This window comes from Streptomyces sp. HUAS 15-9 (assembly GCF_025642155.1).
In the GTDB taxonomy this organism is placed as follows: Bacteria; Actinomycetota; Actinomycetes; order Streptomycetales; family Streptomycetaceae; genus Streptomyces.
Window position 1 is genome coordinate 9,103,400 of sequence record NZ_CP106798.1, and the last position, 20,576, is coordinate 9,123,975.

The 20,576-nt window shown below is 67.6% G+C and carries 22 protein-coding genes and 4 pseudogenes; 12 read left to right on the forward strand and 14 right to left on the reverse strand.

Annotated features, from left to right (window positions below; all coding sequences use genetic code 11):
• Nucleotides 1-183: 183 nt before the first annotated feature.
• The 3 genes from N8I87_RS41440 to N8I87_RS41450 form a co-directional block, all read right to left on the reverse strand.
• Nucleotides 184-462, reverse strand: coding sequence for a transposase (locus tag N8I87_RS41440; RefSeq protein ID WP_263216080.1), 279 nt, complete (start codon nt 460-462; stop codon nt 184-186).
• 380 nt (nt 463-842) lie between these two features.
• A complete protein-coding gene (locus N8I87_RS41445) occupies nt 843-2,948 on the reverse strand; it encodes a serine hydrolase (protein WP_263216081.1) in 2,106 nt (701 codons plus the stop codon).
• A gap of 517 nt (nt 2,949-3,465) precedes the next feature.
• The gene (locus tag N8I87_RS41450; RefSeq protein ID WP_263216082.1) at nt 3,466-3,678 is read right to left on the reverse strand and encodes a hypothetical protein; all 213 of its coding nucleotides are present in this window, start codon (nt 3,676-3,678) and stop codon (nt 3,466-3,468) included.
• Between the two features lie 38 nt (nt 3,679-3,716).
• Here N8I87_RS41450 and N8I87_RS41455 point away from each other — a divergent pair, with 38 nt between their 5' ends.
• From N8I87_RS41455 to N8I87_RS44190, 3 genes and pseudogenes are all read left to right on the forward strand, one after another.
• A complete protein-coding gene (locus tag N8I87_RS41455) occupies nt 3,717-4,901 on the forward strand; it encodes a sensor histidine kinase (protein WP_263216083.1) in 1,185 nt (394 codons plus the stop codon).
• Nucleotides 4,902-4,944: 43 nt separating this feature from the next.
• Nucleotides 4,945-5,166 (forward strand): annotated as a pseudogene (locus N8I87_RS44185) (response regulator); the annotation flags it as partial.
• A gap of 97 nt (nt 5,167-5,263) precedes the next feature.
• Complete coding sequence (locus N8I87_RS44190; RefSeq protein WP_317633544.1) at nt 5,264-5,566, forward strand: helix-turn-helix domain-containing protein; 303 nt, start codon at nt 5,264-5,266, stop codon at nt 5,564-5,566.
• Nucleotides 5,567-5,844: 278 nt separating this feature from the next.
• Here the strand turns inward: N8I87_RS44190 and N8I87_RS41465 are convergent, their stop codons facing one another.
• The 4 genes and pseudogenes from N8I87_RS41465 to N8I87_RS41480 form a co-directional block, all read right to left on the reverse strand.
• Nucleotides 5,845-6,345 carry a GNAT family N-acetyltransferase gene (locus N8I87_RS41465; protein WP_263216084.1) on the reverse strand — a complete coding sequence of 167 codons (501 nt, stop codon included), beginning with the start codon at nt 6,343-6,345 and terminating at the stop codon, nt 5,845-5,847.
• A 200-nt stretch (nt 6,346-6,545) separates the two neighbouring features.
• Nucleotides 6,546-6,647, reverse strand: a pseudogene (locus N8I87_RS41470) (IS5/IS1182 family transposase); the annotation flags it as partial.
• A gap of 126 nt (nt 6,648-6,773) precedes the next feature.
• A pseudogene (locus N8I87_RS41475) lies at nt 6,774-7,088 on the reverse strand (amidohydrolase family protein); the annotation flags it as partial.
• A gap of 114 nt (nt 7,089-7,202) precedes the next feature.
• Entirely contained in the window at nt 7,203-8,432 is a 1,230-nt protein-coding gene (locus N8I87_RS41480) for an IS701 family transposase (protein WP_263216952.1), read from the reverse strand.
• A 478-nt stretch (nt 8,433-8,910) separates the two neighbouring features.
• Between N8I87_RS41480 and N8I87_RS41485 the strand changes: the two genes are divergently transcribed.
• Together N8I87_RS41485 and N8I87_RS41490 are read left to right on the forward strand one after the other, a co-directional pair.
• Nucleotides 8,911-9,396, forward strand: a complete 486-nt coding sequence (locus tag N8I87_RS41485) for a hypothetical protein (RefSeq protein WP_263216086.1) — start codon at nt 8,911-8,913, stop codon at nt 9,394-9,396.
• Nucleotides 9,397-9,412: 16 nt separating this feature from the next.
• On the forward strand, nt 9,413-9,703 hold the full coding sequence (locus N8I87_RS41490; protein WP_263216087.1) for a hypothetical protein: 291 nt from the start codon (nt 9,413-9,415) through the stop codon (nt 9,701-9,703).
• Between the two features lie 232 nt (nt 9,704-9,935).
• Here the strand turns inward: N8I87_RS41490 and N8I87_RS41495 are convergent, their stop codons facing one another.
• Nucleotides 9,936-10,148 (reverse strand): hypothetical protein, encoded by a 213-nt coding sequence (locus N8I87_RS41495; RefSeq protein WP_263216088.1) that lies wholly within the window; start codon nt 10,146-10,148, stop codon nt 9,936-9,938.
• Nucleotides 10,149-10,180: 32 nt separating this feature from the next.
• On the opposite strand from N8I87_RS41495, the gene N8I87_RS41500 reads away from it, so the two are divergent.
• Nucleotides 10,181-11,355 (forward strand): IS3 family transposase gene (locus tag N8I87_RS41500; RefSeq protein WP_263216954.1). Its coding sequence is split into 2 segments (ribosomal slippage): nt 10,181-10,433 and nt 10,433-11,355, totalling 1,176 coding nucleotides; the frame shifts between segments, so codons are not numbered across the junction.
• Nucleotides 11,356-11,384: 29 nt separating this feature from the next.
• On the opposite strand, the gene N8I87_RS41505 is transcribed toward N8I87_RS41500, so the two are convergent.
• Nucleotides 11,385-11,558 carry a VOC family protein gene (locus N8I87_RS41505; RefSeq protein WP_263216090.1) on the reverse strand — a complete coding sequence of 58 codons (174 nt, stop codon included), beginning with the start codon at nt 11,556-11,558 and terminating at the stop codon, nt 11,385-11,387.
• An 87-nt stretch (nt 11,559-11,645) separates the two neighbouring features.
• Between N8I87_RS41505 and N8I87_RS41510 the strand changes: the two are divergent.
• Nucleotides 11,646-12,151, forward strand: a pseudogene (locus N8I87_RS41510) (transposase family protein); the annotation flags it as partial.
• A gap of 378 nt (nt 12,152-12,529) precedes the next feature.
• Here the strand turns inward: N8I87_RS41510 and N8I87_RS41515 are convergent.
• The 5 genes from N8I87_RS41515 to N8I87_RS41530 form a co-directional block, all read right to left on the reverse strand.
• Complete coding sequence (locus N8I87_RS41515) at nt 12,530-12,874, reverse strand: hypothetical protein (protein WP_263216092.1); 345 nt, start codon at nt 12,872-12,874, stop codon at nt 12,530-12,532.
• Between the two features lie 55 nt (nt 12,875-12,929).
• A complete protein-coding gene (locus tag N8I87_RS44615; RefSeq protein WP_411577353.1) occupies nt 12,930-13,121 on the reverse strand; it encodes a CdiA C-terminal domain-containing protein in 192 nt (63 codons plus the stop codon).
• Nucleotides 13,122-13,168: 47 nt separating this feature from the next.
• Complete coding sequence (locus N8I87_RS41520; RefSeq protein WP_263216956.1) at nt 13,169-15,610, reverse strand: SpoIIE family protein phosphatase; 2,442 nt, start codon at nt 15,608-15,610, stop codon at nt 13,169-13,171.
• Nucleotides 15,611-16,434: 824 nt separating this feature from the next.
• Entirely contained in the window at nt 16,435-17,259 is an 825-nt protein-coding gene (locus tag N8I87_RS41525; protein WP_263216094.1) for a PhzF family phenazine biosynthesis protein, read from the reverse strand.
• A 148-nt stretch (nt 17,260-17,407) separates the two neighbouring features.
• On the reverse strand, nt 17,408-17,956 hold the full coding sequence (locus N8I87_RS41530) for a TetR/AcrR family transcriptional regulator (protein ID WP_263216095.1): 549 nt from the start codon (nt 17,954-17,956) through the stop codon (nt 17,408-17,410).
• Between the two features lie 105 nt (nt 17,957-18,061).
• Between N8I87_RS41530 and N8I87_RS41535 the strand changes: the two genes are divergently transcribed.
• The 5 genes from N8I87_RS41535 to N8I87_RS41555 all read left to right on the forward strand — a co-directional run bounded on the left by N8I87_RS41535 (nt 18,062) and on the right by N8I87_RS41555 (nt 20,574).
• Nucleotides 18,062-18,574 (forward strand): carboxymuconolactone decarboxylase family protein, encoded by a 513-nt coding sequence (locus N8I87_RS41535; protein WP_263216096.1) that lies wholly within the window; start codon nt 18,062-18,064, stop codon nt 18,572-18,574.
• Nucleotides 18,571-18,771, forward strand: a complete 201-nt coding sequence (locus N8I87_RS41540; protein ID WP_263216097.1) for a hypothetical protein — start codon at nt 18,571-18,573, stop codon at nt 18,769-18,771. Before N8I87_RS41535 ends, N8I87_RS41540 begins: the two co-directional genes overlap by 4 nt.
• Before the next feature lie 83 nt (nt 18,772-18,854).
• Nucleotides 18,855-19,064 carry a hypothetical protein gene (locus tag N8I87_RS41545; protein ID WP_263216099.1) on the forward strand — a complete coding sequence of 70 codons (210 nt, stop codon included), beginning with the start codon at nt 18,855-18,857 and terminating at the stop codon, nt 19,062-19,064.
• Between the two features lie 93 nt (nt 19,065-19,157).
• Nucleotides 19,158-19,418 carry an acyl carrier protein gene (locus N8I87_RS41550; protein ID WP_263216100.1) on the forward strand — a complete coding sequence of 87 codons (261 nt, stop codon included), beginning with the start codon at nt 19,158-19,160 and terminating at the stop codon, nt 19,416-19,418.
• 19 nt (nt 19,419-19,437) lie between these two features.
• A complete protein-coding gene (locus tag N8I87_RS41555) occupies nt 19,438-20,574 on the forward strand; it encodes a 3-oxoacyl-[acyl-carrier-protein] synthase III C-terminal domain-containing protein (protein WP_263216102.1) in 1,137 nt (378 codons plus the stop codon).
• Nucleotides 20,575-20,576 lie beyond the last annotated feature (2 nt).

Sequence of the window (20,576 nt, forward strand, 5' to 3'; positions counted from 1 at the left end):
TCTGACCAGGCATAGTGTTCAGCCCGTTTGAGCCGGTAGTCGGACATCTTGCGTTTCACCAAGGCCCTGACCAGGATCTCAGGCGGAAAGCTGCCCGGCGTGACGGTCACGCTGCGCCGGGCGCAGCGCAGGGTTTCCGTGAAGGAGACCCGATGGGGGTCCAGGCCACGGGTCGCGGCCGTTCTAGTATGAGTTCGCGCAGGGCATGCTGGACCAGCAGATGCGCCCAGATCTGCTGACGGACACCATCGGGGTCTTGCGGCTCAGTACGACACGGGCGCCGCGCTGATGAGTCTTGATCTCGGCAAAGACGGACTCGACCTCCCAGCGTTCGTGGTAGATCGCGGCCAGGTGCCGGGCCGGATCGCGTCGGGCGTCCAGCAGGGTGGTGACAAGCCGGTAGCCGTCAGCTGTGTCCTTACTGACCTGGCTCTTGAGCTGGTGGGCCAGGACACGGACCACGACCGGCTCGTTTCGGGCGGGGCCGCTGCTCGCCCGGATCTGTGACAGCCATGACCCGTCACGGAACTCCTGATCACCTCCGGTACGAGTGCCTCCACCCGTGACCATTCCTCCTCGCCCCACGGTTCCAGGCCCACTGTGGAGCGCAACACGTACAACCGTTCCGGGCTCGGTAGGGACTCTGGCTCGGCGACGTGCCGGGTCAAGGTGGCCTGGACAGTTGGCACGCGTGCAGGTCGCACATGGGATCGACTGACGGTCCCTCGCTCATCAGAGGAGCCGGATTAACTAAGCAGCTGCTGCACGTCGTACCCGAGGGCGATGGCCGCCCGCCCCCGCATCCGCACATCCCCCGCCCGTCTACAGTGCAGGGCGGTGCATCAGAGGATGCCTTCCCCGGTCCAGGCGTCCACCTGGCTGTGTATGTCCCACATCATCTTGTAGAGGCCGGCGGCGGTGTTCTTGTCCGCGTTTGACTCGTCCTTGTCCGACTTCCTGGTGTTGACGACGGCAGCCCAGCAGATGCCGTGCCTGGTGCGCGCCACGACGGAGCTGGTTCCCGGAAGTTCTCCGAGGTGCCACCAGGTCTGGGTGGCGGAGTCCGTGCCCCAGCCTTTCGCGTAGCCGTTGGCGCCCTTGGCCGTGGAGGGTGTGGTCATCGTGGTGACGGATGCCTGGTTTAGGATGTCGGGTCTCTCGGGGAATCCGTCCACCCGCGTGACGAAGCGCATCAGGTCAACCGGGGTGGCCAACCAGCCTCCCTCGGCATCCTTCCGGGTCAACTGCATGCCGTACGGGTCCTCCCCGGCCTGGCCGTAGTACGTGACCTCTCCAGCGCGCTTGTCCGCGCGAGTGTTACCGGCCAGGAACATCCGGCTGATTCCGCAGGGGGCCAGGATCTCCTGCCTAACGTACGCCTCGTAGGACTGGGTGGTGACCCGCTCGATGATCCGCCCCAGGACGACGTAGCCGAAGTTGGAGTACGCGAACTCGGTTCCCGGGGCGCCTCCGGCATTGTTCAGAGGGCGGTTGTCGAGCACCCAGGAGATGAGCTGCTCCTGGTCCAGCCCCGGTTGCTGGGCCATCGGGTCGGGATCGTCGTGGCTCCAGCCCGGGCCGGCTGTGTGTTCGAGCAGGTTCTGGACCGTGATGCTTTCGACGCCAGCACCGTAGGACGGAGTGCCGTATGTCGTTCCGAGGATTCCGCTGCGTCCGAAGACTGTGTCTGATATGCGGATTCTTCCCTGTTCGACCAGCCGCAGGATGGCCGCGGAGGTGATCTGCTTGCTGAGGCTGGCGATCCGGAAGAGGCTGGAGGTCGTCACCCTTTCACCCGTCTCCTTGTCCGCGAGGCCGAACCCTCCGGCGTAGAGCAGCCTGCCCTGCTGGGCGAACGCCAACGACAGCCCGGGGACGGAGAACTTCTCCATGTACGCCTGCGTCAGGGGCGGCACCACGCTGTCGGCCTCGCACCTTCGCCAGACCGGACTGAACCCCTGTGTGGCGTTCCTGCCGCCCCCGTAGTCGGCCGTGAATCCGCCGACGAAGACCGGCCGGTACGTTCTCCCCTGGTGATCGACCTCGTGCTGGTACATGGCGGAACTGATGCCGTGCCGGGCGTAGAAGGGGCACTTCACGGACTTCTCTAGGACGGCAGTGAAATAAGCGGTCTGCCCCGAGCCACTGGGGAGGAACGCACTGACACGGGCCGGCCGGTAGTCCTGCGCCACGGCCTTTGCGAAGTCCCGCTGGTAGTACTCGGCCACCCGCGGCGGAATCCAACCCCAGTGCTGCCCTCTGGCCGGTTCCCAGATCATGGCGAACTGCGTGCCAAGGAAGCCCGGACCGGGGTACGCGCTGATGTCCACCATCCGGTCGCCCGCACCGTCGCGGGCGTTGAAGACGGCCTGCAGTTCGGACTGCTTGACTTCGTGCCTCGACCACCAGGTGGGGGCGGAAGACGCCTCGGACCACCACCTGGGTCCCGACTGCGTTGCTTCCCAGATCGTGGCGAAGAACACCTCCCCGGCGATGTTGTAACCATTGAGCCGGACGAGCCGGAAGGAGCCCTGGTACGCGTCGAAGTGTCTCCCGTACTGGCTGTAGCTCACCGCGTGGTTCGACACTTGCTCGAACCCTGCTCGCTTCTCCCAGATCGCTGCGTACCGGGCCTCGTTGCCGACCTGGTAGCCGCAGAGGTCGAGGAGCCGGTAACCCTCCGTCTTGAGCCGCTTGGCCTCCTCTTCATATTGGGTCGCGGACAGGTTGTGCCGGGCGACCCACGGCTGGATGAGGGGGGAATGGAGAGCCCCGACGGCTCCTCCGGGGGCGTCGGTCGAGGCGACGGCGCGACCGGGCGGGAGCCCGACGGAGAAGGCCGCGAGTGCTGCGGTGATGCCGAAAGACTTGTTGAGGAAATCACGGCGACTCGGTCTGGAGTTCGTGCGGCGTGCCGTCGGCTCCGGTATCTCTGATGGTCCGGTCATGGCATTCCCTTCGGCCCGGTATCCGTCTTCGGCCCGGTTTCCGTCCTCGGCCGGTGTGATCAAAGGGCACTTCGCTGCCGCGGGAGGAACAAGGGCGGCAACGGCGAAGGCACGGCATCCCTGCATTACACAAGGCCCGCTCAAGGCGACACTGCCATTCTGCATGCCGAACCGGATTCTCGCGCTCTGGTTTGGTGTTTCTCGGGGCTGGCCTCACCCGAGTCCCCGGGGCCTTCCTCGCCTGGACCGGCGCCTCCCGCCTGCTCCACCTGGCCTCGGCGCCGCAGCCACCCGCAGCTCGGCGCGGCGTGGCATTCTGGGGGGAGCCAAACTCCATCCCCGAAGACGCCGCCCGCCACGAGCTGCCGCTCGCAGCGCACTACGGCCGGAGCGCGACTGCCCTCTTCCTGTTGGGCCCGACGCCGGCCGGCGTCGACCGGCCGTCAGATCGGGGCGCGGTCCACCCGCAGCACCACGTCGACGTTGCCACGTGTGGCGTTGGAGTAAAGACATCGTGTCATTTGGTGAGGCGTGGGTCGATCCGTGAGGTGATCGTCGCCAGTCGGTGCAGGCGCTTGTAGTAGCGAAGTTCCTCCGCGTTCATGAGGAGGGGCAGGACCTTGTCGAGTTCGGTGATGCAGTCGCGCAGTATCCGTAGGCGCTCCGCGTCGAGAAACCCGCCGTTGTTGCACCAGGTCGTCACGCAGCCAGCGACGTCCGCGTCCAGCATCACCAGGTCGATGCCGTTGACCCACCCTGGCGGTGTGCGTGTATCTGGTACCGGTGGTGGTGGCGGTCGGGGTGCTGCGCCACCGGCTGCTCGGCATCGAGACGGTGCTTCGCCGCAGTGTGGTCTACGGCTCCCTCACCGGCGTGGTGATGACGATGTACCTCGCGGTGACGGCGCTGGCCGGTTCGGCTCTGGACCAAAGCCCGCTGCCCGGCGTGCTGGCGGCTGCCCTGGTGGCCGTGGTGCTCACCCCCGCCCGCGCCCGCCTGCAACTGGCCGCGGACCGTCTGGTGTACGGCGCCCGCCGGGACCCGCTGGGTGCACTCGCCCGGCTCGGCGACCAGGTGGCCGTGGCCGGTGAGCCCGACCTTCTGCCGACCGCGCTGCACGCCGTCGCCGACGCCGTACGCGCCCCTGGGGCCATGGTCACGGCGCCCGACGGCAGGGTGCTCGGCTCCTGGGGAACGGCACAGTCCATCGGCCACACCGTGGCGCTGCAGGTCGGCAGGCGCGACGTCGGCACCCTGCGGGTGGCCCACCGCGACCTGGCCGACACCTACGCCGAGGCCGACGTCCGCCTGCTGGCCGCGATGGCGGCCCAGGTCGCCGTGCTCGTGCGCGCCCTCGAACTCACGGAGTTGCTTGAGGCCCAACGCGACCGCGTGGTGGCGGCCACCCGGGCCGAACGCGACCGGCTCCACCACGACCTGCACGATGGGCTGGGGCCGTCACTGTCCGGCATGGCCCTGGGGCTGCAAGCCGCCTCACACGCCCTGGCCACCGGTGACACCGCCGGATGTGCCCCGCTGCTGGACCGTATCCGCGACGAGGTCGCCACCTCCGTCGCCGAGATCCGACGCATCATCGACGGCCTGCGCCCCACCATCCTGGACACCGTGAAGCTGGGCGAGGCGATCCACCGGCACGCGGCGACGCTGTCACCCGATATGGAGGCCACGGCCTACCGCGTCGTCACCGAGGCCCTCACGAACATCGTCCGCCATGCCTCCGCACACCGGTGCGGGATCACTCTGGCACCCTGCGGCCGGTCGCTGCGCATCGCTGTCCGCGATGACGGCCTGGGCATCGCCGACGGGACCCCAGCCGGGGTGGGACTGGCTTCCATGCGCCGCCGGGCCCAGGCGCTCGGCGGCACCTTCGCCATCGAGACGGGGCCACACGGCACCACCGTCACCATCACCCTGCCACTGGAGGAGCCATGACCGAACGTGCCCCGGCCCGGTGGTCATCGCCGACGACCACCCCATGTTCCTGTTCGGGCTGCGCGCAGCTCTCGCCGCGCACGAAGAGGTCGAGGTCGTCGGCGAAGCGACAACTGGCGACGAGCTGCTGGCCGTTGCCGACCGCACCACACCCGACGTGGTCCTCACCGACCTGGCCATGCCGGGCCTCGACGGAGTCGCCGCCACTCGCGCCCTCCTCGTCAGGCATCCCGGAACGGGCGTGCTGGTCCTCACCATGCACGAGGACGACAAGGCGCTGTTCGGCGCCCTGCGTGCCGGCGCCCGCGGTTACCTCCTCAAAGGGCGCCGACACCACCGAGATCGTCCGCGCCATCCTCGCCGTGGCCAGCGGCGACGCGATCTACGGAGATCCCGTCGCCTGCCGGATTGTCGAGTTCTTCACCGGCGCCCACCGCGACTACGTCGCCCGTGTCTTCCCGCAACTAACCGACCGGGAACGGGACATCCTGGATCTCGTCGCAGCCGGCTGCGGCAATCACGAGATAGCCCGGCGGCTCGTCCTGTCCGAAAAGACGGTCCGCAACCACGTCTCAGCCATCCTGGGCAAGCTGCAGGTCCGCGACCGGGCCGCCGCCGTCGCCGAGGCCCGCGACGCCGGCCTCGGCACCACCGGAATCGCCTGACGTTGCACCGCTTGTACCCGCTCAACGTGAAAGATCGTGCAGCGCCATGACGGAGCCCTTACATCTCGTGAACCTCCACGGAGCGGGGGCTCGGGTGCAGGTGCAGGGAACGACCGGAACCGGCCCGTTTCCGGAGGACCCACAAGCCGAGATCGAAGTCAACACCATCGGCGGATTCCTGAACTGCTACCCCCGCGGGCGCGGGGACGACCGGTCCGGGTCGTGGGGCGTCAGTACTCCCGTCGCGCTACCCCCGCGAGCGAGGGGACGATGACCACTCACACGGCGCGCTCCATGCATGCCAGTTGATCCCGCTCGTCCCACGATTCGACAACAGTGAAGCCGAGCCGCTCGTACAGGGCGATGGCGCCTGTTCGCCATTTCCATACCGACAGTTGCACGGTGCGTACGCCGCTTTCCCTCGCATGCGCAAGCCCGGCGCTGACCAGAGCGGACGCGATGCCCCGGCCCCGGAAGGCCGGGTCCGTCCAGAGCCTCTTGACCTCGCACCGCCTGCCGACGGGTGCGGTGACTACGAGGCAGCCCACGGCGGTGTCGCCGCTCAGGGCCACGAGCACGACACCGTCGACGAACGCGGCCAGTGGGTCCAAGACCTCCGCCCGGTAGCGGTCCGGCAACCCGTCCGCATCGGCAACGGTCTCACCCTTCTCGGCCTGCGTCCGCAGGTGGTAAGCCGCCAACAACCCGGCCAGCTCGCCCTCAGCGGAGGCAGCCCGACCTGGCCAGCGGGTGACGACAACCTCGCGTTGATCGGTCATGGCGCCAGCATCACATGACGACCGTCCGGACCGAACTGAGATCTTGATCCACTTTGGACACCTCCATGGGACACGACCACTGTTCGGACGGCCCCGAAGCGCGGCGGCGAAGTTACAGCTTTCCGACGCGGGGCTTACTGGGCCTTGCCAAGCGTGTCGGACGCACTCCTGCGGATGTGGGCGTTGATTCTTTTCCATCTTCACTCTGAGCTGCCCAGATGCAGGGTGAGGACAGACTGAACGAGGCTCGTGATGCGGGTGGTCGGGCAGCGGAGCTTGCGAAGGAACCGCCAGGGTGTCAACGGCCGTGTGGAACTCCCCGTAGGCGGCCAGGAGTTTGCCCCGCTGGCGGCCGCTGAGTTCGGCTCTGATCCACTTGATGTGGTGGGGCCACAGAGGGTAACAGTGTCAGTCAGCGGTGCGTGCAGTCAGAGTTCGGGCAGCTCGGCGAGGCTGCCGCCGAGGACGCGATCACGTAGTGCCCCTGGGCGGGGCAGCCGTTCGACGGTCATACGGGAAAGGGCGGGGTCGCCGTAGGGGGCGTCCGAGCCGAACATCGTGCGGTCGGGCACCTCGGTGATCGCCAGTCGGATGGCGAAGATGATGTTGGCGGTCGACAGCTCCAGGAACATGTTCGGCGTGTCCCGGACCAACTCGATGGCGGTCAGCCAGTGCGCGCCGCCGAGCTGGCTGATCACCAGCGGAACCGTCGGACAGCGGCGCGCGAGGCCGGCCAGTGTCGCTAGTAGGGCTTGGTCATCTTGCTATCGGTGCGGGTATGTCGCGGCGGCAGGTGGGGCAGGCGCCGGTCCAGAGGGCGAGGAGTGTCTGCAGTTCACGGACGATCTGGTAGAGACTCAGACCGCCGCTGTGTCTTTTGGGGCGCGAGCCATGCGCCTGAGGGTGCAGAAGGCATGGGCGGCGGAGACGAGGGTGACATGGTGGTGCCAGCCGCCCCAGGTGCGGCCTTCGAAGTGGGCAAGTCCCAGGGCCTGTTTCATCTCCCGGTAGTCGTGCTCGATGCGCCAGCGCAGCTTGGTCAGCCGCACCAGGGTGGCCAGTGGCATGCCGGAGGGCAGGCTGGACAGCCAGAACTGCACCGGCTCGCTCTCGGTGGCGGGCCATTCGGCCAGCAGCCAGCGTTCAGGCAGCTCGGGAGCGTCCGTGGTCTTGCGTAGGCCCCGTCCGGCGGGCCGGACCCTGAGGGCGACGAACCGCGAGTACATGCGCTTGAAGCCGTTTCGGCCCGTGCCCGGCCGGGAGCCTACCCGCCAGGAAACCGGCCGTGCAGCCGCCCGGCCTGCCGCGATGACCAGGTCTTTCACCGTCTGCGCAGGGTCGGGGTACTGCGCTTTCGGTGGCCGGCCGGTGCCCGCGTAGGGGGGCTGGACGGGCCGGGCGTCGGCCGGATGGGCGGTGTGGCGGCAGGAGATCCCGACCGCATAGGGCAGGCTGCGTTCCTCCAGCCCCAGACGGAAGGCGGCGGCATCGCCGTATCCGGCATCCGCCACGACCAAGGGGACATCGACGCCCCACGACCGGGTTTCGTCGATCATGTCCAGGGCCAGCTGCCACTTCTCCACATGCCCCACCTGGGCGGGGATGCCGCAACGGCCGCGGCGGGCGACCTTGGCCGCATCCGCCTGTCCAGAGGCCGGATCCCATGAAGCGGGCACGAACAGCCGCCAGTTCACTGCGGCCGAGGCCTGCTCACGGGCCAGGTGCAGCGACACTCCCACCTGGCAGTTGGTGACCTTGCCCGCGGTGCCGGTGTACTGCCGCGACACACACGCAGACGCGTCCCCGTCCTTGAGGAAGCCGGTGTCGTCAACGATCAGCGCCTCCGGACCGATCGCCTCGTGCATCCTCCAGGCCAGCCGGGCCCGCACATGGGCCGCATCCCACGGGCTGGAGGTGATGAAGTGCGCCAGCGCCTGCCGGTTGCCGTCCTCGCCGAGGCGGGCTGCCATCGGCTCCACCGACTTACGCCGCCCGTCCAGCAGCAGCCCTCGCACATACGCCTGTCCCCACCGCCGCTGGTCCGCACGGAAGAACCCGTCGAACAACTCCGCCGCGAACGCCTCCAGGTCCCCCCCGGGCCTCGGTCATCTCCTCAGGTGTCACACCACGACAACGCCACCCACGAGGCAACAGACACGCCACTCAGGAGTGAAGATGACCAAGCCCTACTAGGCCCACTCAACTCCGAGTTCGGTGGGTGCGGCCCGTTGAGGTTCGGTGAGTTTGTCGCGGCGTTGCCGAGCCCCTGCGCCGCCGTCGGCGGCGACCGCCCGCGCAGAGCTGGCCACCCTGACGGCCGCCGTGCCGCAGGAGCGAAGATTCCCCGTTGTGCGGAACTTACTGAGTGACAGCGGGAAACCGAACCGATGCCGACTTTTTTAACGCGATCGAGCACGCACTGTGACGTAGAAGATCACGATGGCTATACGGCAAGGAACCGGACAAACTACGGAAAGTTCGCGCCACGGATCTTGTGTGACGCCTGTGGACCTCCTGAGGATGGGTGGCAGTAAAACATGCGTTCGATTTTTCTCAGGAGGAAAAGTGAAGGCACGTGTTCTGTTCCCGCTGCTCGCCACGGTGGCACTGTTAGCCCCGGCTGCCACGGCGTCGGCCAACGACGGCGGCCGTGACGTCTTGGCGCGCCCCGCCGCCCTGAGCCCCAACGCCTGCAAGGGCAAGGACAAGGGGCACATCGTCAAGTGGTACACGGCCCACGTCCCCTTCGCCCGCGTCCCGCTGCGCTGCGGTCAGGTCAACGCCAGGGGCCAGGGATTCGGCTTCAACAAAATCCGCGCCAAGCACTGGGAGCCCTTCGTGGACGAGGAGATCACCAACACCCTCGCCCACTACACCTCCACCTGGCAGCAGGACGCCAACACTCAGGTCTTCGTCCTGAAGGACCTGCCGCCGTGCGAGTCGGGCCAGTACCGCGTCGTCGTCTCGTACCTGAACTACGGCTCGACTGGGATCAAGGGCATCATCACCGCCTATCACGAGTCTCATCCCGGTGTCGCCAAGCGCTGCTGAGCCGTACGCTGTGTCGGTGACGTTCTCCAGCGCGGACGCAGCCCGGCGTACTGCCGTCGCCCTGGAAGGTCGCATGGTGACCGATCCGACGTGGGGCGTTGTCACCGTCACCGACGTCGAGGCCGACGGAACCTGCTGGCCGATCCAGGTTGCTTTCTCGGCGGTCGGCCGACGCTGGGAGACGGCATTCGTGATCGGCGACGTCGCGGACGAGCGGGAGCCGCTGCCGGAGAACTTCGGTGAGGAGCAGGCGCAGGAGCTGGCGTCGCTGGCAGTCACCTGGGTCCTGGAACGTCTCGCAGCGTGAAAGGAGCCCCCGCTCGACCCATGAGGCCGGCGGGGGCTTCGTCTCGTCTACAAGAGGGCAAGGCGTGGAGATCCACGTTCAGGCGGTCGACGTGGACAGGATCGTGCAGTTCTGGTCGGGAATTCCGGCGGCCGCCTGGTAGATCGCGTTCACCGCCCGGACCGTTTCCTGCACTGCTGCGATTGGGCGTTCGTCTGTCGTCATGCCCGGGGCTACGCAGATCTCTGTTCCGCTACTGCCGGGCCGCGGCCTGTTCGTCAGGGGCGGTCGTGGTGGCGGCTTTGCCGTCCTGCAGTTGCTGAAGGGGCTTGAGCGTCGCGGCGAGCATGGCCTGTGTGCCCGAGGGGTCGCCTGCGGTGCCGCCGTCGATCTGTACCCGGATGTTGACCTTGCCCGGGCGGACGTACCCGTTGAGGCTGATCCTTTGGGGTGGACACCCTGACAATGGATCTTGATGGTCCAGGGAGGGATGTCCAGGTGGGACGCCAGTCTCCGTACCGGGAGGAGTTCCGGAAGGATGCCGTCGCGCTGTACCGCGCGTCCGGCGGCAAGCGCACGTACGCGGCGGTGGCCGCGGATCTCGGGATCACCGGGGAGACGCTGCGCACGTGGGTCCGCAAAGACATCGTTCGGTCCGCGCCCGAGCCGTCAGACAGCAGCGTGCAGAGTCCGGCCGAGGAGCTCGCCCGGCTGCGAGCCGAGAACCAGCGGCTGCTGAAGGCGGAGAAAGAGTGGCAGCTGGAGCGGGAGATCTTGTGCCGGGCAGCCGCCTATTTCGCTCGGGAGGTGAAGTGAGCCCCCGCCGCTGGGACTTCATCTCCGACCACCGTGCCGGCTTCGGCGTGAAGCGGATATGCCAGGTCCTCGGCGTCTCCCGCTCCGGCTACTACCGGCATCAGGCCACCACGCAGGCCCGCGCTGCGCGCCAGGCCGAGCAGGCCGCCGCGGTCGCCGAGATCCGCGAGGTCCATGCCGAACTCCGCTCGCGGGGTCGGAAGATCAATCGCAAGCGCGTCACGCGCCTGATGCGCATCCACCAAATCGTCGGCCGTCACCTGCGCCGCACCAAGCGCACCACGATCGCGGACAAGACGGCCCCTCCCGCACCGGACCTGCTCATGCGCGACTTCACCGCGAAGACCTTGAACACCCGGTGGTGCGGCGACATCACCTATATCGCCGTCGGCTCGACGTGGCTGTATCTGGCCACGGTCATCGACATCTGCTCGCGCCGCGTGATCGGCTGGTCCATCGCCGACCACATGCGCACCCAGCTCGTCACCGACGCGATCGAAATGGCGGTCTGCACCCGCGGCGGCCAGGTCGACGGCGTTGTGTTTCACACGGACAGGGGCGCGCAATATACGGCGGCGGCCTACGCCGAGGTCTGCGTCCGGCACGGCATCCGCCGCAGCATGGGCCGCGTCGGCTCAAGTTACGACAATGCCCTGGCCGAGTCGTTCTTCCAGGGCCTGAAACGGGAGTTGCTCCGCGGGCGACGCCTCACCTCGAAGGCGCAGACACGGCTGGAGCTGTTCCGCTGGCTGGCTTACTACAACCGGCGCCGCCGCCACTCCGCCCTCGGCTACCTCACGTCAGTCGAGTTCGAGCAACAGCTGATCTCATCACGTACGCTGTCACTCGTCGCATGAAAGCTGGTGTCCACTCCCGAGGTTGAGCCTCACTGGTAGTTCTCCACCCGCTGAAACGACAGCTCGACGCCGTCGTTGCGCAGGTTGACCCAGTCCTTCTGGCTGATGTCGGTGTTGATCTCCCAGCCCAGCAGCTCGGCATAGAACTCGGCCAACTTCCAGGGGGCGGGGCAGTCGAGAATGACATCGGTGAACGTTAACATCAGATCATCGTAAGTCGCGGCGCCGGACGCCCGCGAGAGTCTGTACGGTCAACGGCACTGTCTCGCATTCGGTGGTGACGGAGGGTGATGAGGGTCGTTGACATCCATGTGAATGATGTCAACGAGCTTGTGCAGACGGTGTTTTCAGGGCTGTCTACGCTGGTCACCGAGGATGTGGGTGACGAGGGTGGGCGAGTCGTGGTGCGGGCACGGACTCCGGAGGACGCCGCGGTCCGTCCGGTGTGCGGGGCATCGTCGGATCGCGTGCACGGCTATCACTGGCGGACGGTGGCCGACGTACCGGTCGACGGGCGCCGGGTGGTGGTCCGCGTGGGGTCCGGCGCCTGGTGTGTCCCACGCGCGGCTGCCGCCACACCTTCCGCGAGCAGGTGCCCGGAGTCCTGTAGCGATACGAGCGACGCACGGCCCGCCTGACCAGGCAAGTCAAGGCTGCGGTCAAGGAGTTAGCGGGCCGGGCGGGAGCGCGATTGCTGGTGATACTCGCGGTGGGCCTGTCTCGTCACACGGCCCTGCGTGCCCTGCTGCGCATCCCGTTGCCCGCCGGGCGGGTGCCCCGCGTGATCGGCGTCGAGGGCCGCGACCGTTCTGATGGAAGTCCTCTGGCGATGGTGATCCCCGTGGTCAGTGATGAACCGACGTCTCAGAACTTGCCCGTGAGTTGTTGCGTCCGGTGACGCAACTGGTCGGCTGTTTCCGCGAGGAAGCTCTCGGCGAGGACTCGGGGCAGTCGACGATCAACGTCCGCCTGGTGCAGCGCGGCAGGTTGCGTGGTCGGCCTCGTCCCTGCCGTGGCACTCGATGGAGTAGTTCCTGATCATCACCTCCCCGACCAACGATGCCACCGCCCTCTGACAATCGGCCGGTGATCACCTGGTCGCCCAGAGCCAGAGCTCTTCGGGGTTCCGTACCGCCCGGATGCGGTGGTCCCCTCGACGGATAACCCGCCTGCCTCACTGAGGCGTGGGCCCGGACGACGCAAGTCGCTCTTGCAGGCCGCGTACGAGAAGCAGTTCGTAGCGGTCGAGTGCGGCGAGGTTCTTGAAGATTCTTCGCGCAGTGGCCTCCTGACGTTCCAGGTTCGAGTTGAAGTCCCGGACGGCGAACAGCGAGTCATGGTCCTCTTCGTACTCATGGGTGAACTCGACCTCGACCGCCGCATACCCCAGGTTCGCCGTATAGTCGACGAACTCGGAATCCACAGGCCTTATTTCAGCGCCGCAGGTTGCCGCAGCATCGCGGATGAGTTGATCCCGGGGAAATCCGGGACGAATGAAGATGTAGCGATATTCACTCACGGAGACTCCTAAGGCCATCGAACATCGTAACCATTGCCAATGATCCGGACAGAATTCATGCGCCCAGGAGGATTGTTACGCAGGAACTTCTCCAATCCCTCGCGCCCCCACTCTCGTCGAGCCCGCTGGCCCGTGCGTCGACCACAGCATCACGTGCCTGCTTCTTGGCCGTGTTCAGGGTGTTCTTCACTGAGTTCGGGGCTGCACTGGGGTCCAGGGTCTTGAACTCGGTCGGAACTCCGTCCACGACAGCGTTGGTTGCCGATCCAGGCGCCGAGTTTGATGTCCTGCTGCTCAACCGTACTCGGCGAGCAGTAGGGCGATGTCGTCGGCTCGGTGCGGGGAGCCCCGGGCGTTGTGCAGAAGGCGGTCGGCGAGTTCGTCCAGTGAGTCTGCAGGCGCGTGGGCCAGAGATGCTCGTAGGCCGTCGATCCCCACGTTGATGTCAGTGCCGCGTTCCTCGACCAGTCCGTCGGTGTAGAGGGCGAGGACGGAGCCTGGCGGGAGATCGATCCGGGTTGCTGGATACGCGCTTGCCTGATCCACACCGAGGAGTGGGCCGACGTCCAGTTCAAGGGCGTTGGTCGTCGCGTCGGGTCGGCGAAGCAGGGGTGGGGGGTGGCCGGCGGTGACGGCGTAGGCGTGGTGGCCGTGCGGTTCGAGGTGGATGTAGCAGCAGCTGGCCAGCAGGCCGGGGTCGAGGTCGATGAGGGTCCGGTTGGCGCCCGCCATCACATCGCCAGGCGTGTGGCCTACTGCGGCGAAGGCCCGTACGGCGCTGCGCATCTGGGCCATGGTGGCCGCGGCGGCGATGCTGTGCCCCTCCACGTCTCCGATGACAAGACAGACCCCTCTAGCGGTGGGGATTACGTCGTACCAGTCGCCACCGATGTCCATTCCGCTGGTGCCGGGCAGATAGCGCGCGACGGTGCGCATACCCGGGACTACTGGCAGCCGGTGCGGCAGGAGCGCCTGCTGCAGGCCGCGCGCAAGGGCGAACTCCGAATCGTAGAGCCGTGCTCGGTCCAGGGCCTGGGCGATCAGTCCGGCCAGTGCGGTGAGGACGCCACGGTCCTTCTGCGTGAATCGGTGGATCTCGTCGAAGCCGAGGACGCAGGTGCCGACAGGGTGGCTGGAGGCTATCAGCGGCAGATACGCCCAAGAGCTCACTTCGCCCGTGGGGATGCCCGGGTAGCCCCGGGAGAGGTCCTGCTGCGACTCGATGAAGAGCGGAGCGCCGGAGGTCAGAGTCTCCGTACCAGGCAGGCATGCATGCAGCGGTACACCCTCCAGCCAGTCGAGGAAGTCCTCGTGGTGGCCGGTGTGATAGAGCAGATGCATCGTTCCGTCGCGGACCACGTAGATCGCCAGCTGCTGGCCTCCGAAGGCTGGTAGGAGCTGGTCGGAGATGACTTCGCAGACTTCGCGAGCGGTGACCGCCTCAGTCAGCGCGCTGCCCAGCTGCAGGACGTGGTACATGACGCCCAGGCGCGCCGGTGTGGCAGCGGTTGCTGTCTCGGCCGAGGAAGCTGGCGTTGAGGTCGAGGGCGGATGACCGGAGGGCACCACCCGGCCGGTTACTCCGTCCGCTTCCGGATGGAGGGAGAAGGCGAGCCACCGGTCGGGCGGTCGGCAGGCCAGGAAGGAGACCGGCGCCTGCGAGATCATCGCGGACCGGTGCCGGTACTCGACGTCGGGATCGGACAGCCACGGCAGCACGTCCGAGAGGAACCGACCCAACAACTCACCGCCGCGCACGCCCAGCAGCTGCAGGGCGCTGTGGTTGGCGTAGGTGACCCGCCCGTCGGGGGCGAGGGAGAACACCCCGTCCCGCAGCCGTTCGACCGCGGCGACGGCCGCGCTGCCGGCCTGCGCGTCGACGACGGTGCCGACCAGGTGGGTGCGGGCCCGTGCGTCGTCGGCCTTTGGTGCGCGGCCCCACAACTCGACCGTGCGGTACCCCTCGCCGCCGACCCTGCGATCCCGTATGCGCAGGGGCCGCGCTTTGATCCGGCCCCCGGCGGCTGCCGTGCGGGCGGCCGCTCGAAGGGCGGCGCGGTCGCCGGGGTGCAAGCAGGAAGCCAGCGTTTCGGCTCGTCCGTCGAAAGCACGGGGGGCGAGACCGAAGATCGCGCAGAGCTCGTCGTCCACGGTGAGGGTGCCGGTGCCGAGGTCCCAGTCGAACAGGCCGGCCCTCACAGCCGGTGCCGGGGGAGCTGGGGTTTCGACGGGAATCGTCTGCGGGGTGCACTCGACGGCATCGCCGGTACGGGCGCGGAGATCGGCGAGGGCGGCACCGAGCCGTTTGGCGATGGTCCGCACGAGGCGGCGCTGGGCCTTGGACAGCCCTTCGCTGCCGGGTGACGCCGCCCAGACGATCGCCAGCGCCCCGAAGGTCTCCTCACCTGCGCCTACCGGCACGGAGCAGGAGCCGAAGGCGTACGGCAGAGCTACCGCGAGCTGAGGAAACCGGCGCATCGTCGCGTCGGCGTCGGTCAGGTGGACCGTGCGCCCGGAGCTGTAGGCTGCGGCGACCGGGATGGGACTGCTCACCGGAATGAGATGCCAGCCACCGAGCAGAGAAGGTGGCACCCCGCACGTCGCGGCGAGTACGAGAGACCGACGGTCGTGGGAGCGGAGAAAGACGCTCCCGGCATACGCGCCGGTTCTTTCGACGGCTTCGACGACGGCAGCAGCGAGCAGATCCTCACGCTCCGCCATCTCGCCGACGATCATTTCGTGCACAGTTCCAGTGTGCGCAGGTCGGCCCACCGGCCCAAGGCGGCAACCCAGCGAGACGTATCGATCACAGCTCGCAGTCCTCGCCGCCGCGATCCGGCAATGGCTCCGACTTGGGTCCCGGGACACCCCGGGCAAGATCGCACACTGGCGACGGTACGGAGCACCTGTACGGTCCGTACAAAGCACACAATCCCAGACATGACAGCTACTGAGCGTCGCCGATGCTCGTGATCACCTGGATTTTGCTCCGACGGCGCTCATGATCCACTGACAGCGTTCACCGAATCGCGGAATCTACATGCGTGTAGGGTCCGCGTGATCGTCCCCTGAGGTAACCCTCCTCATTTTGATGATCGCCGGTTTGTCGACCTCGGTTGACCGGCTATGTGGTGAGGCGGGTGTCATGCCCGCTCGTTGCCGGGTGGGTGGCGTGCCAGGCGTCCCAGATCTCTGCGCGGAGTCTGCCGCGCGGTGGTACGTCCATGCCCCGCCCCGCGGGCCCAGGCCCGTACCTCGGCCACGTTCGACGCCGGAGCCACGGACCGGGGCCGCGGGGCGGAAGGGCGAAGGGCGGCGTGGGCGGCAGGTTCTCTGGAGTGGCGGGGGTGAAGCCGCCGTGTTCGAGGATGCGGCTGGGGTGTGCATGCGCTCCAGGGGGGTAGTCATGGGCCTCTACGTGGGACCTCCTGGCCTCGGTCTTGCTCCACCCGTCCGGCCGCGTGTCAGCACCCGGTACCAGCGTCCTTGAACTACCGGGAGCACGCTCGGCAGGCTACTGGGGACCGGTGGACAGGTATGACTCCGGGACGGGGGCCGGGCTATGGCGTGGTGAGTAGTTCGCCGTCGATGACGGTGACCGCACTGCCGCGCAACAGGGTCCGTTCGCCGCGCAGTTCGGTGCGTACCAGGCCGCTGCGGGCAGATGCCTGGAGGCCGGTAAGGGTGGTGGTGCCGAGCCGGGCGGACCAGAAGGGAGCCAGTGCGGTGTGGGCGCCGCCGGTCACGGGGTCCTCGTCGATGCCGATGCCGGGGAAGAAGCAGCGCGAGACGAAGTCGTATTCGGCGGCAGGGTTTTCGGCGCGGGCGGTGACGATCAGGCCACCGCGCCAGGGCAGTGCCGCCACGGAGGCAAGGTCGGGGGCAAGCCGACGGACCGTCTGCTCGTCGGCCACCTCGACCAGCGGCTCACCGGCGTCCGGTCCGGTCTCGTGGACGGACAGCACATCCGCGCCGATCGCGGCGGAGATCTCGGCGGGTGGTGTGATGGCACGGAGCGGGGCGGTGGGGAAGTCCAGCGTGATGGTGCCGTCGTCGGCGCCGACCGCGCGGAGGGTGCCGCTGCGCGTAGTGAAGCGGATTGTGCCGGCGGCCGCGCCGGTGGAGTGGAGTACGTGTGCGGTGGCCAGGGTGGCATGGCCGCACATGTTCACCTCGGTGGTGGGAGTGAACCAGCGCAACGCCCAGTCGGCATCGGGATGTTCGGCAAGACGGTGCGCGAATGCTGTCTCTGGAAGGCCCACCTCGGCGGCGAGCTGCTGCAGCCACCGGTCTTCGGGGAAGGTGTCCGTGTCCAGTAGCAGGACGCCCGCGGGGTTGCCGGCGAAGGGACGATCGGTGAAGGCGTCGACGATTCTGATGCGCATGGGCCGACGGTAGGTGTCCCAAACAGCGGCCTGACAGGACCAATTCGCGACGAGTGGCCTTTGGCTGGGCTCCGGGGGAGCATGCGCGGGGTGCCAGGCGGAAGCCGGGTCGAACTTCCGAATTCGGCTTCCTCGGGTAGCCCCCTCATCATGTGGGGTCGCACAGGATGGCTGCCGCGACCGCGCGTGCGTCCACGGCTGGAGCCGTTGTGCGTTCCCGCAGTGCGGTGACGATCGCACCGTCCATCAGCAGGACGAGCCGTCGTGCGAGTGCCTCGGCATCCTCGTGACCACTCTTGGCGAGCAGGTCCGCAACGTAGGCGGTGACGCGCTCCTTGTGCGCGGCGGCCACCCGGTATGCGGAGCTGTCGGTGTCGGCGGTCTCAGCCATGGTGTTGATGAAGGCGCAGCCGCGGAAGTCGGCGCGGGCGAAGCGCTCGGCCAGTGCATCGAACACGTCCAAGGGCTTTCCGCTCCGAGCGTCCACCCGCTCGGCAAGCCAGGCGCGCCAGGCCTGGTCGCGTCGCTGCAGGACGGCCACGACCAAGTCGTCCTTGCCAGCGAAGTGCCGGTAGAAGGAGGCCCGGCCGACTCCGGACTCGGCCAGGATGCGTTCGACGCCGACGGCGCGGATGCCCTCGGCGTAGAAGAGTTCCTCGGCGGCGTCGAGGAGGCGTTCGCGTGCGTGGGTGGCCATGCGCTCCAGAGTATCCCGATCTTGACGAATTATGGAACCGGTCGGTACCGTCTCGCATCAAGAAGACGGAACCGATCGGTACCATCTGGAGGACTTGTGCCACGCATGCCCCAGCTCACCGAAGACCCCTTGGGGCTTCTCGACCAGACCCGCCGCCAGCTCGGACGGCTGCCCAACCTGTATGCGGCGCTGGCCAACGGTCCGGCGGCCCTCGCCGGGTACCTGGCGCTGCGCGATCACCTCGATCGCGGCGACCTGTCCGCCCGGATCCGCGAGCAGCTCGGGCTCCTGGCCGCGCAGGACAACGGCTGCACGTACTGCGTCAGTGCCCATACCCTGCGGGGCCGCAAGCTCGGTCTGACCGAGGAGGAACTACTCCGCACCCGCGAGGCCGCCGACGACACCGACCCGCACGCCGACGCAGTGCTCCGGCTCGCCCGCGAGGTCATGCGTACCGGGGGCCGCGTCGAGGACACGGCGTTGGCTGATGCCCGCCAGGCCGGTGTGACCGACGCGGAGCTGGCCGAGATCGTCGCCCACGTCGCCCTGAACACGCTGTCCAACTACTTCAACCACCTTGCTCAGCCGGACCTGGACTTCCCGGAGGTGACCGCGTGAACCGTGAGTGGCGCAAGGGCGCGATCGAGCTCGTGTCCGGCTGCACCCTCACCGACGCCGATGGCCATCGCCTCGGCCGCGCCGAGGGAATCGAGTTCGCGATCGAGGGCGGCTTCGTCAACGTCCGACTTCTTGGAGTCCCGTACACCCAGCTGGTTTCGGCTCCGGCGGTACGCCTGATCACCTGCGAGTCCTGACCATCTCCGGACCCTGCAGCACCACACGCCCTCGGGCGGACACGGCGCAGCGCCGCTTCGGCGAGAGTCTCTGAGGCGGTGCTGTGTCGTTCGTGCTGGGGCCGGCGTTGTTTTCTCCGGCTCCGTGGGCGCATCTGTTGGTCCACCATGCCCTGCGCGAACTCATGCTGAGAACGGCCGCGACCCGTGGCCTGGACCCCGACCGGGTCTCCTTCACCGAAACCTTGCGCTCCGCCCGGCGCAGCATGACCGTCACGCCGGGCAGCTCCGCCATCTCGCCGGTGCCTGTGTGATCGGTCTGCTCAAGGGCGTCGAGAGCGGGCGCCTAGCGGCTTGGGCCAGAGTGCATCCCGTGCCGCACAGAGGGTGGGGCACGGGAGGTGAACATGTCTCTGAGGACCGATCTCTACGCAGATATCACGGGGTTCCTCCTGGCCAAGTGCGATGCGGACCCGGATGAACTCTCGGTGGAATCCGATCTGTACGACGACATCGGCATCGACTCTCTCGACCTCATGGCCATGGCGCAGACCCTTCAGGGTGCGTACGGCATCTCGATGGACGACGAGCGCATCGGTTCGCTCCGCACCGTCGGTGACGTCGTGGAGTTCGCCGTCTCCAAGATCGGAACCGAAGCAGCCGCCTAGATCACGGGGAGACTCTGCAATGCCTGCCTATATCACCGCCATGGGACGTTTCCTGCCCGGCGAACCGGTGCCCAACGAGGAGATCGAGGAGTACATCGGCAGCGTGGGCCGCGCGAGTTCGGGGTTGCGTGAGCAGACCCTCGCCAACTGCGGGATCAAGTCACGGCACTACGCCATCGACAAGCAGCAAAAGACCCTGTTCTCCAACACCGGCATGGCGGTCGCGGCGATCCGCCAGGCGGTGGACCGTTCGGACATCACCCTCGATGACATCGACCTCATCGCGGCGGCCACCACCGTCCCGGATCTGATCGCGCCCGGCATCGCCAGCGGCATCCACGGTGAACTGGGCAGCCCGCCCTGTGAGATCGTCACCACCCACGGTATCTGCAGCTGCGGGATGATGGCGCTCAAGAACGCCTACCTCCAGGTGGCGGCCGGGGAGAAGAAGAACGCGGTCGCCTCCGCGTCCGAACTGGTCTCGCGTTTCATGAGGAGCGACCGGTTCGCCGGCGTGCGGCCGGTCTCGGACGACGGTGCCATCGCCATGGAGATGGCGTTCCTGCGCTACATGCTCTCGGACGGCGCCGGTGCCGCGGTGGTGCAGGACCGCCCGGCGGCCGACGGGGTGAGCCTGCGGATCGACTGGATCTCGCTCACCTCCTACGCCAACACCGAGAAGACCTGCATGTACATGGGCTCGGCCGACAACTCGGCGGAGCAGACCTGGTGGGACTACCCCTCCGCGGCCGAGGCCGGTGCCGATGGCGCGCTGGCGCTGCGCCAGAACCTGGGCCTGCTGCCGCATCTTGTGCGGCTCGGGGTCGAGGAGTACCAGCGGCTGCTCGGTGAGGGCCGTTTCGACCCGGACGAGCTGGCCTGGTTCCCCGTGCATTATTCCAGTGAGCGCATGAAGTCCATGGTGGTCAAGGAGATCGAGCAGAAGAAGGTCAGGGGCCCCTCCCTGGAGAAGTGGTACAGCAATCTGCCCCGGGTCGGGAACATGGGCTCCGCCAGCATCTACGTGATCCTGGAGGAGATGCTCAGTGAGCGCCTGGTGTCGCCCGGTGACAAGCTTTTGGTGATGGTCCCCGAGTCCGGCCGGTTCGCGGTGTCCTTCGCGCATCTGACGGCCGTCTCCGCCCAGGAGGGCTGAGG

Bases quoted from the DNA above. Each gene is read 5' to 3' on its own strand.
- N8I87_RS41525 (WP_263216094.1), bottom strand. From the start codon at position 17,259: ATGCGCATCAGAATCGTCGACGCCTTCACCGATCGTCCCTTCGCCGGC.
- N8I87_RS41465 (WP_263216084.1), bottom strand. From the start codon at position 6,345: ATGACCGATCAACGCGAGGTTGTCGTCACCCGCTGGCCAGGTCGGGCT.
- N8I87_RS41445 (WP_263216081.1), bottom strand. From the start codon at position 2,948: ATGACCGGACCATCAGAGATACCGGAGCCGACGGCACGCCGCACGAAC.
- N8I87_RS41505 (WP_263216090.1), bottom strand. From the start codon at position 11,558: ATGTTAACGTTCACCGATGTCATTCTCGACTGCCCCGCCCCCTGGAAG.
- N8I87_RS41530 (WP_263216095.1), bottom strand. From the start codon at position 17,956: ATGGCCACCCACGCACGCGAACGCCTCCTCGACGCCGCCGAGGAACTC.
- N8I87_RS41550 (WP_263216100.1), top strand. From the start codon at position 19,158: ATGTCTCTGAGGACCGATCTCTACGCAGATATCACGGGGTTCCTCCTG.
- N8I87_RS41555 (WP_263216102.1), top strand. From the start codon at position 19,438: ATGCCTGCCTATATCACCGCCATGGGACGTTTCCTGCCCGGCGAACCG.
- N8I87_RS41520 (WP_263216956.1), bottom strand. From the start codon at position 15,610: ATGATCGTCGGCGAGATGGCGGAGCGTGAGGATCTGCTCGCTGCTGCC.
- N8I87_RS41450 (WP_263216082.1), bottom strand. From the start codon at position 3,678: ATGCTGGACGCGGACGTCGCTGGCTGCGTGACGACCTGGTGCAACAAC.
- N8I87_RS41535 (WP_263216096.1), top strand. From the start codon at position 18,062: ATGCCCCAGCTCACCGAAGACCCCTTGGGGCTTCTCGACCAGACCCGC.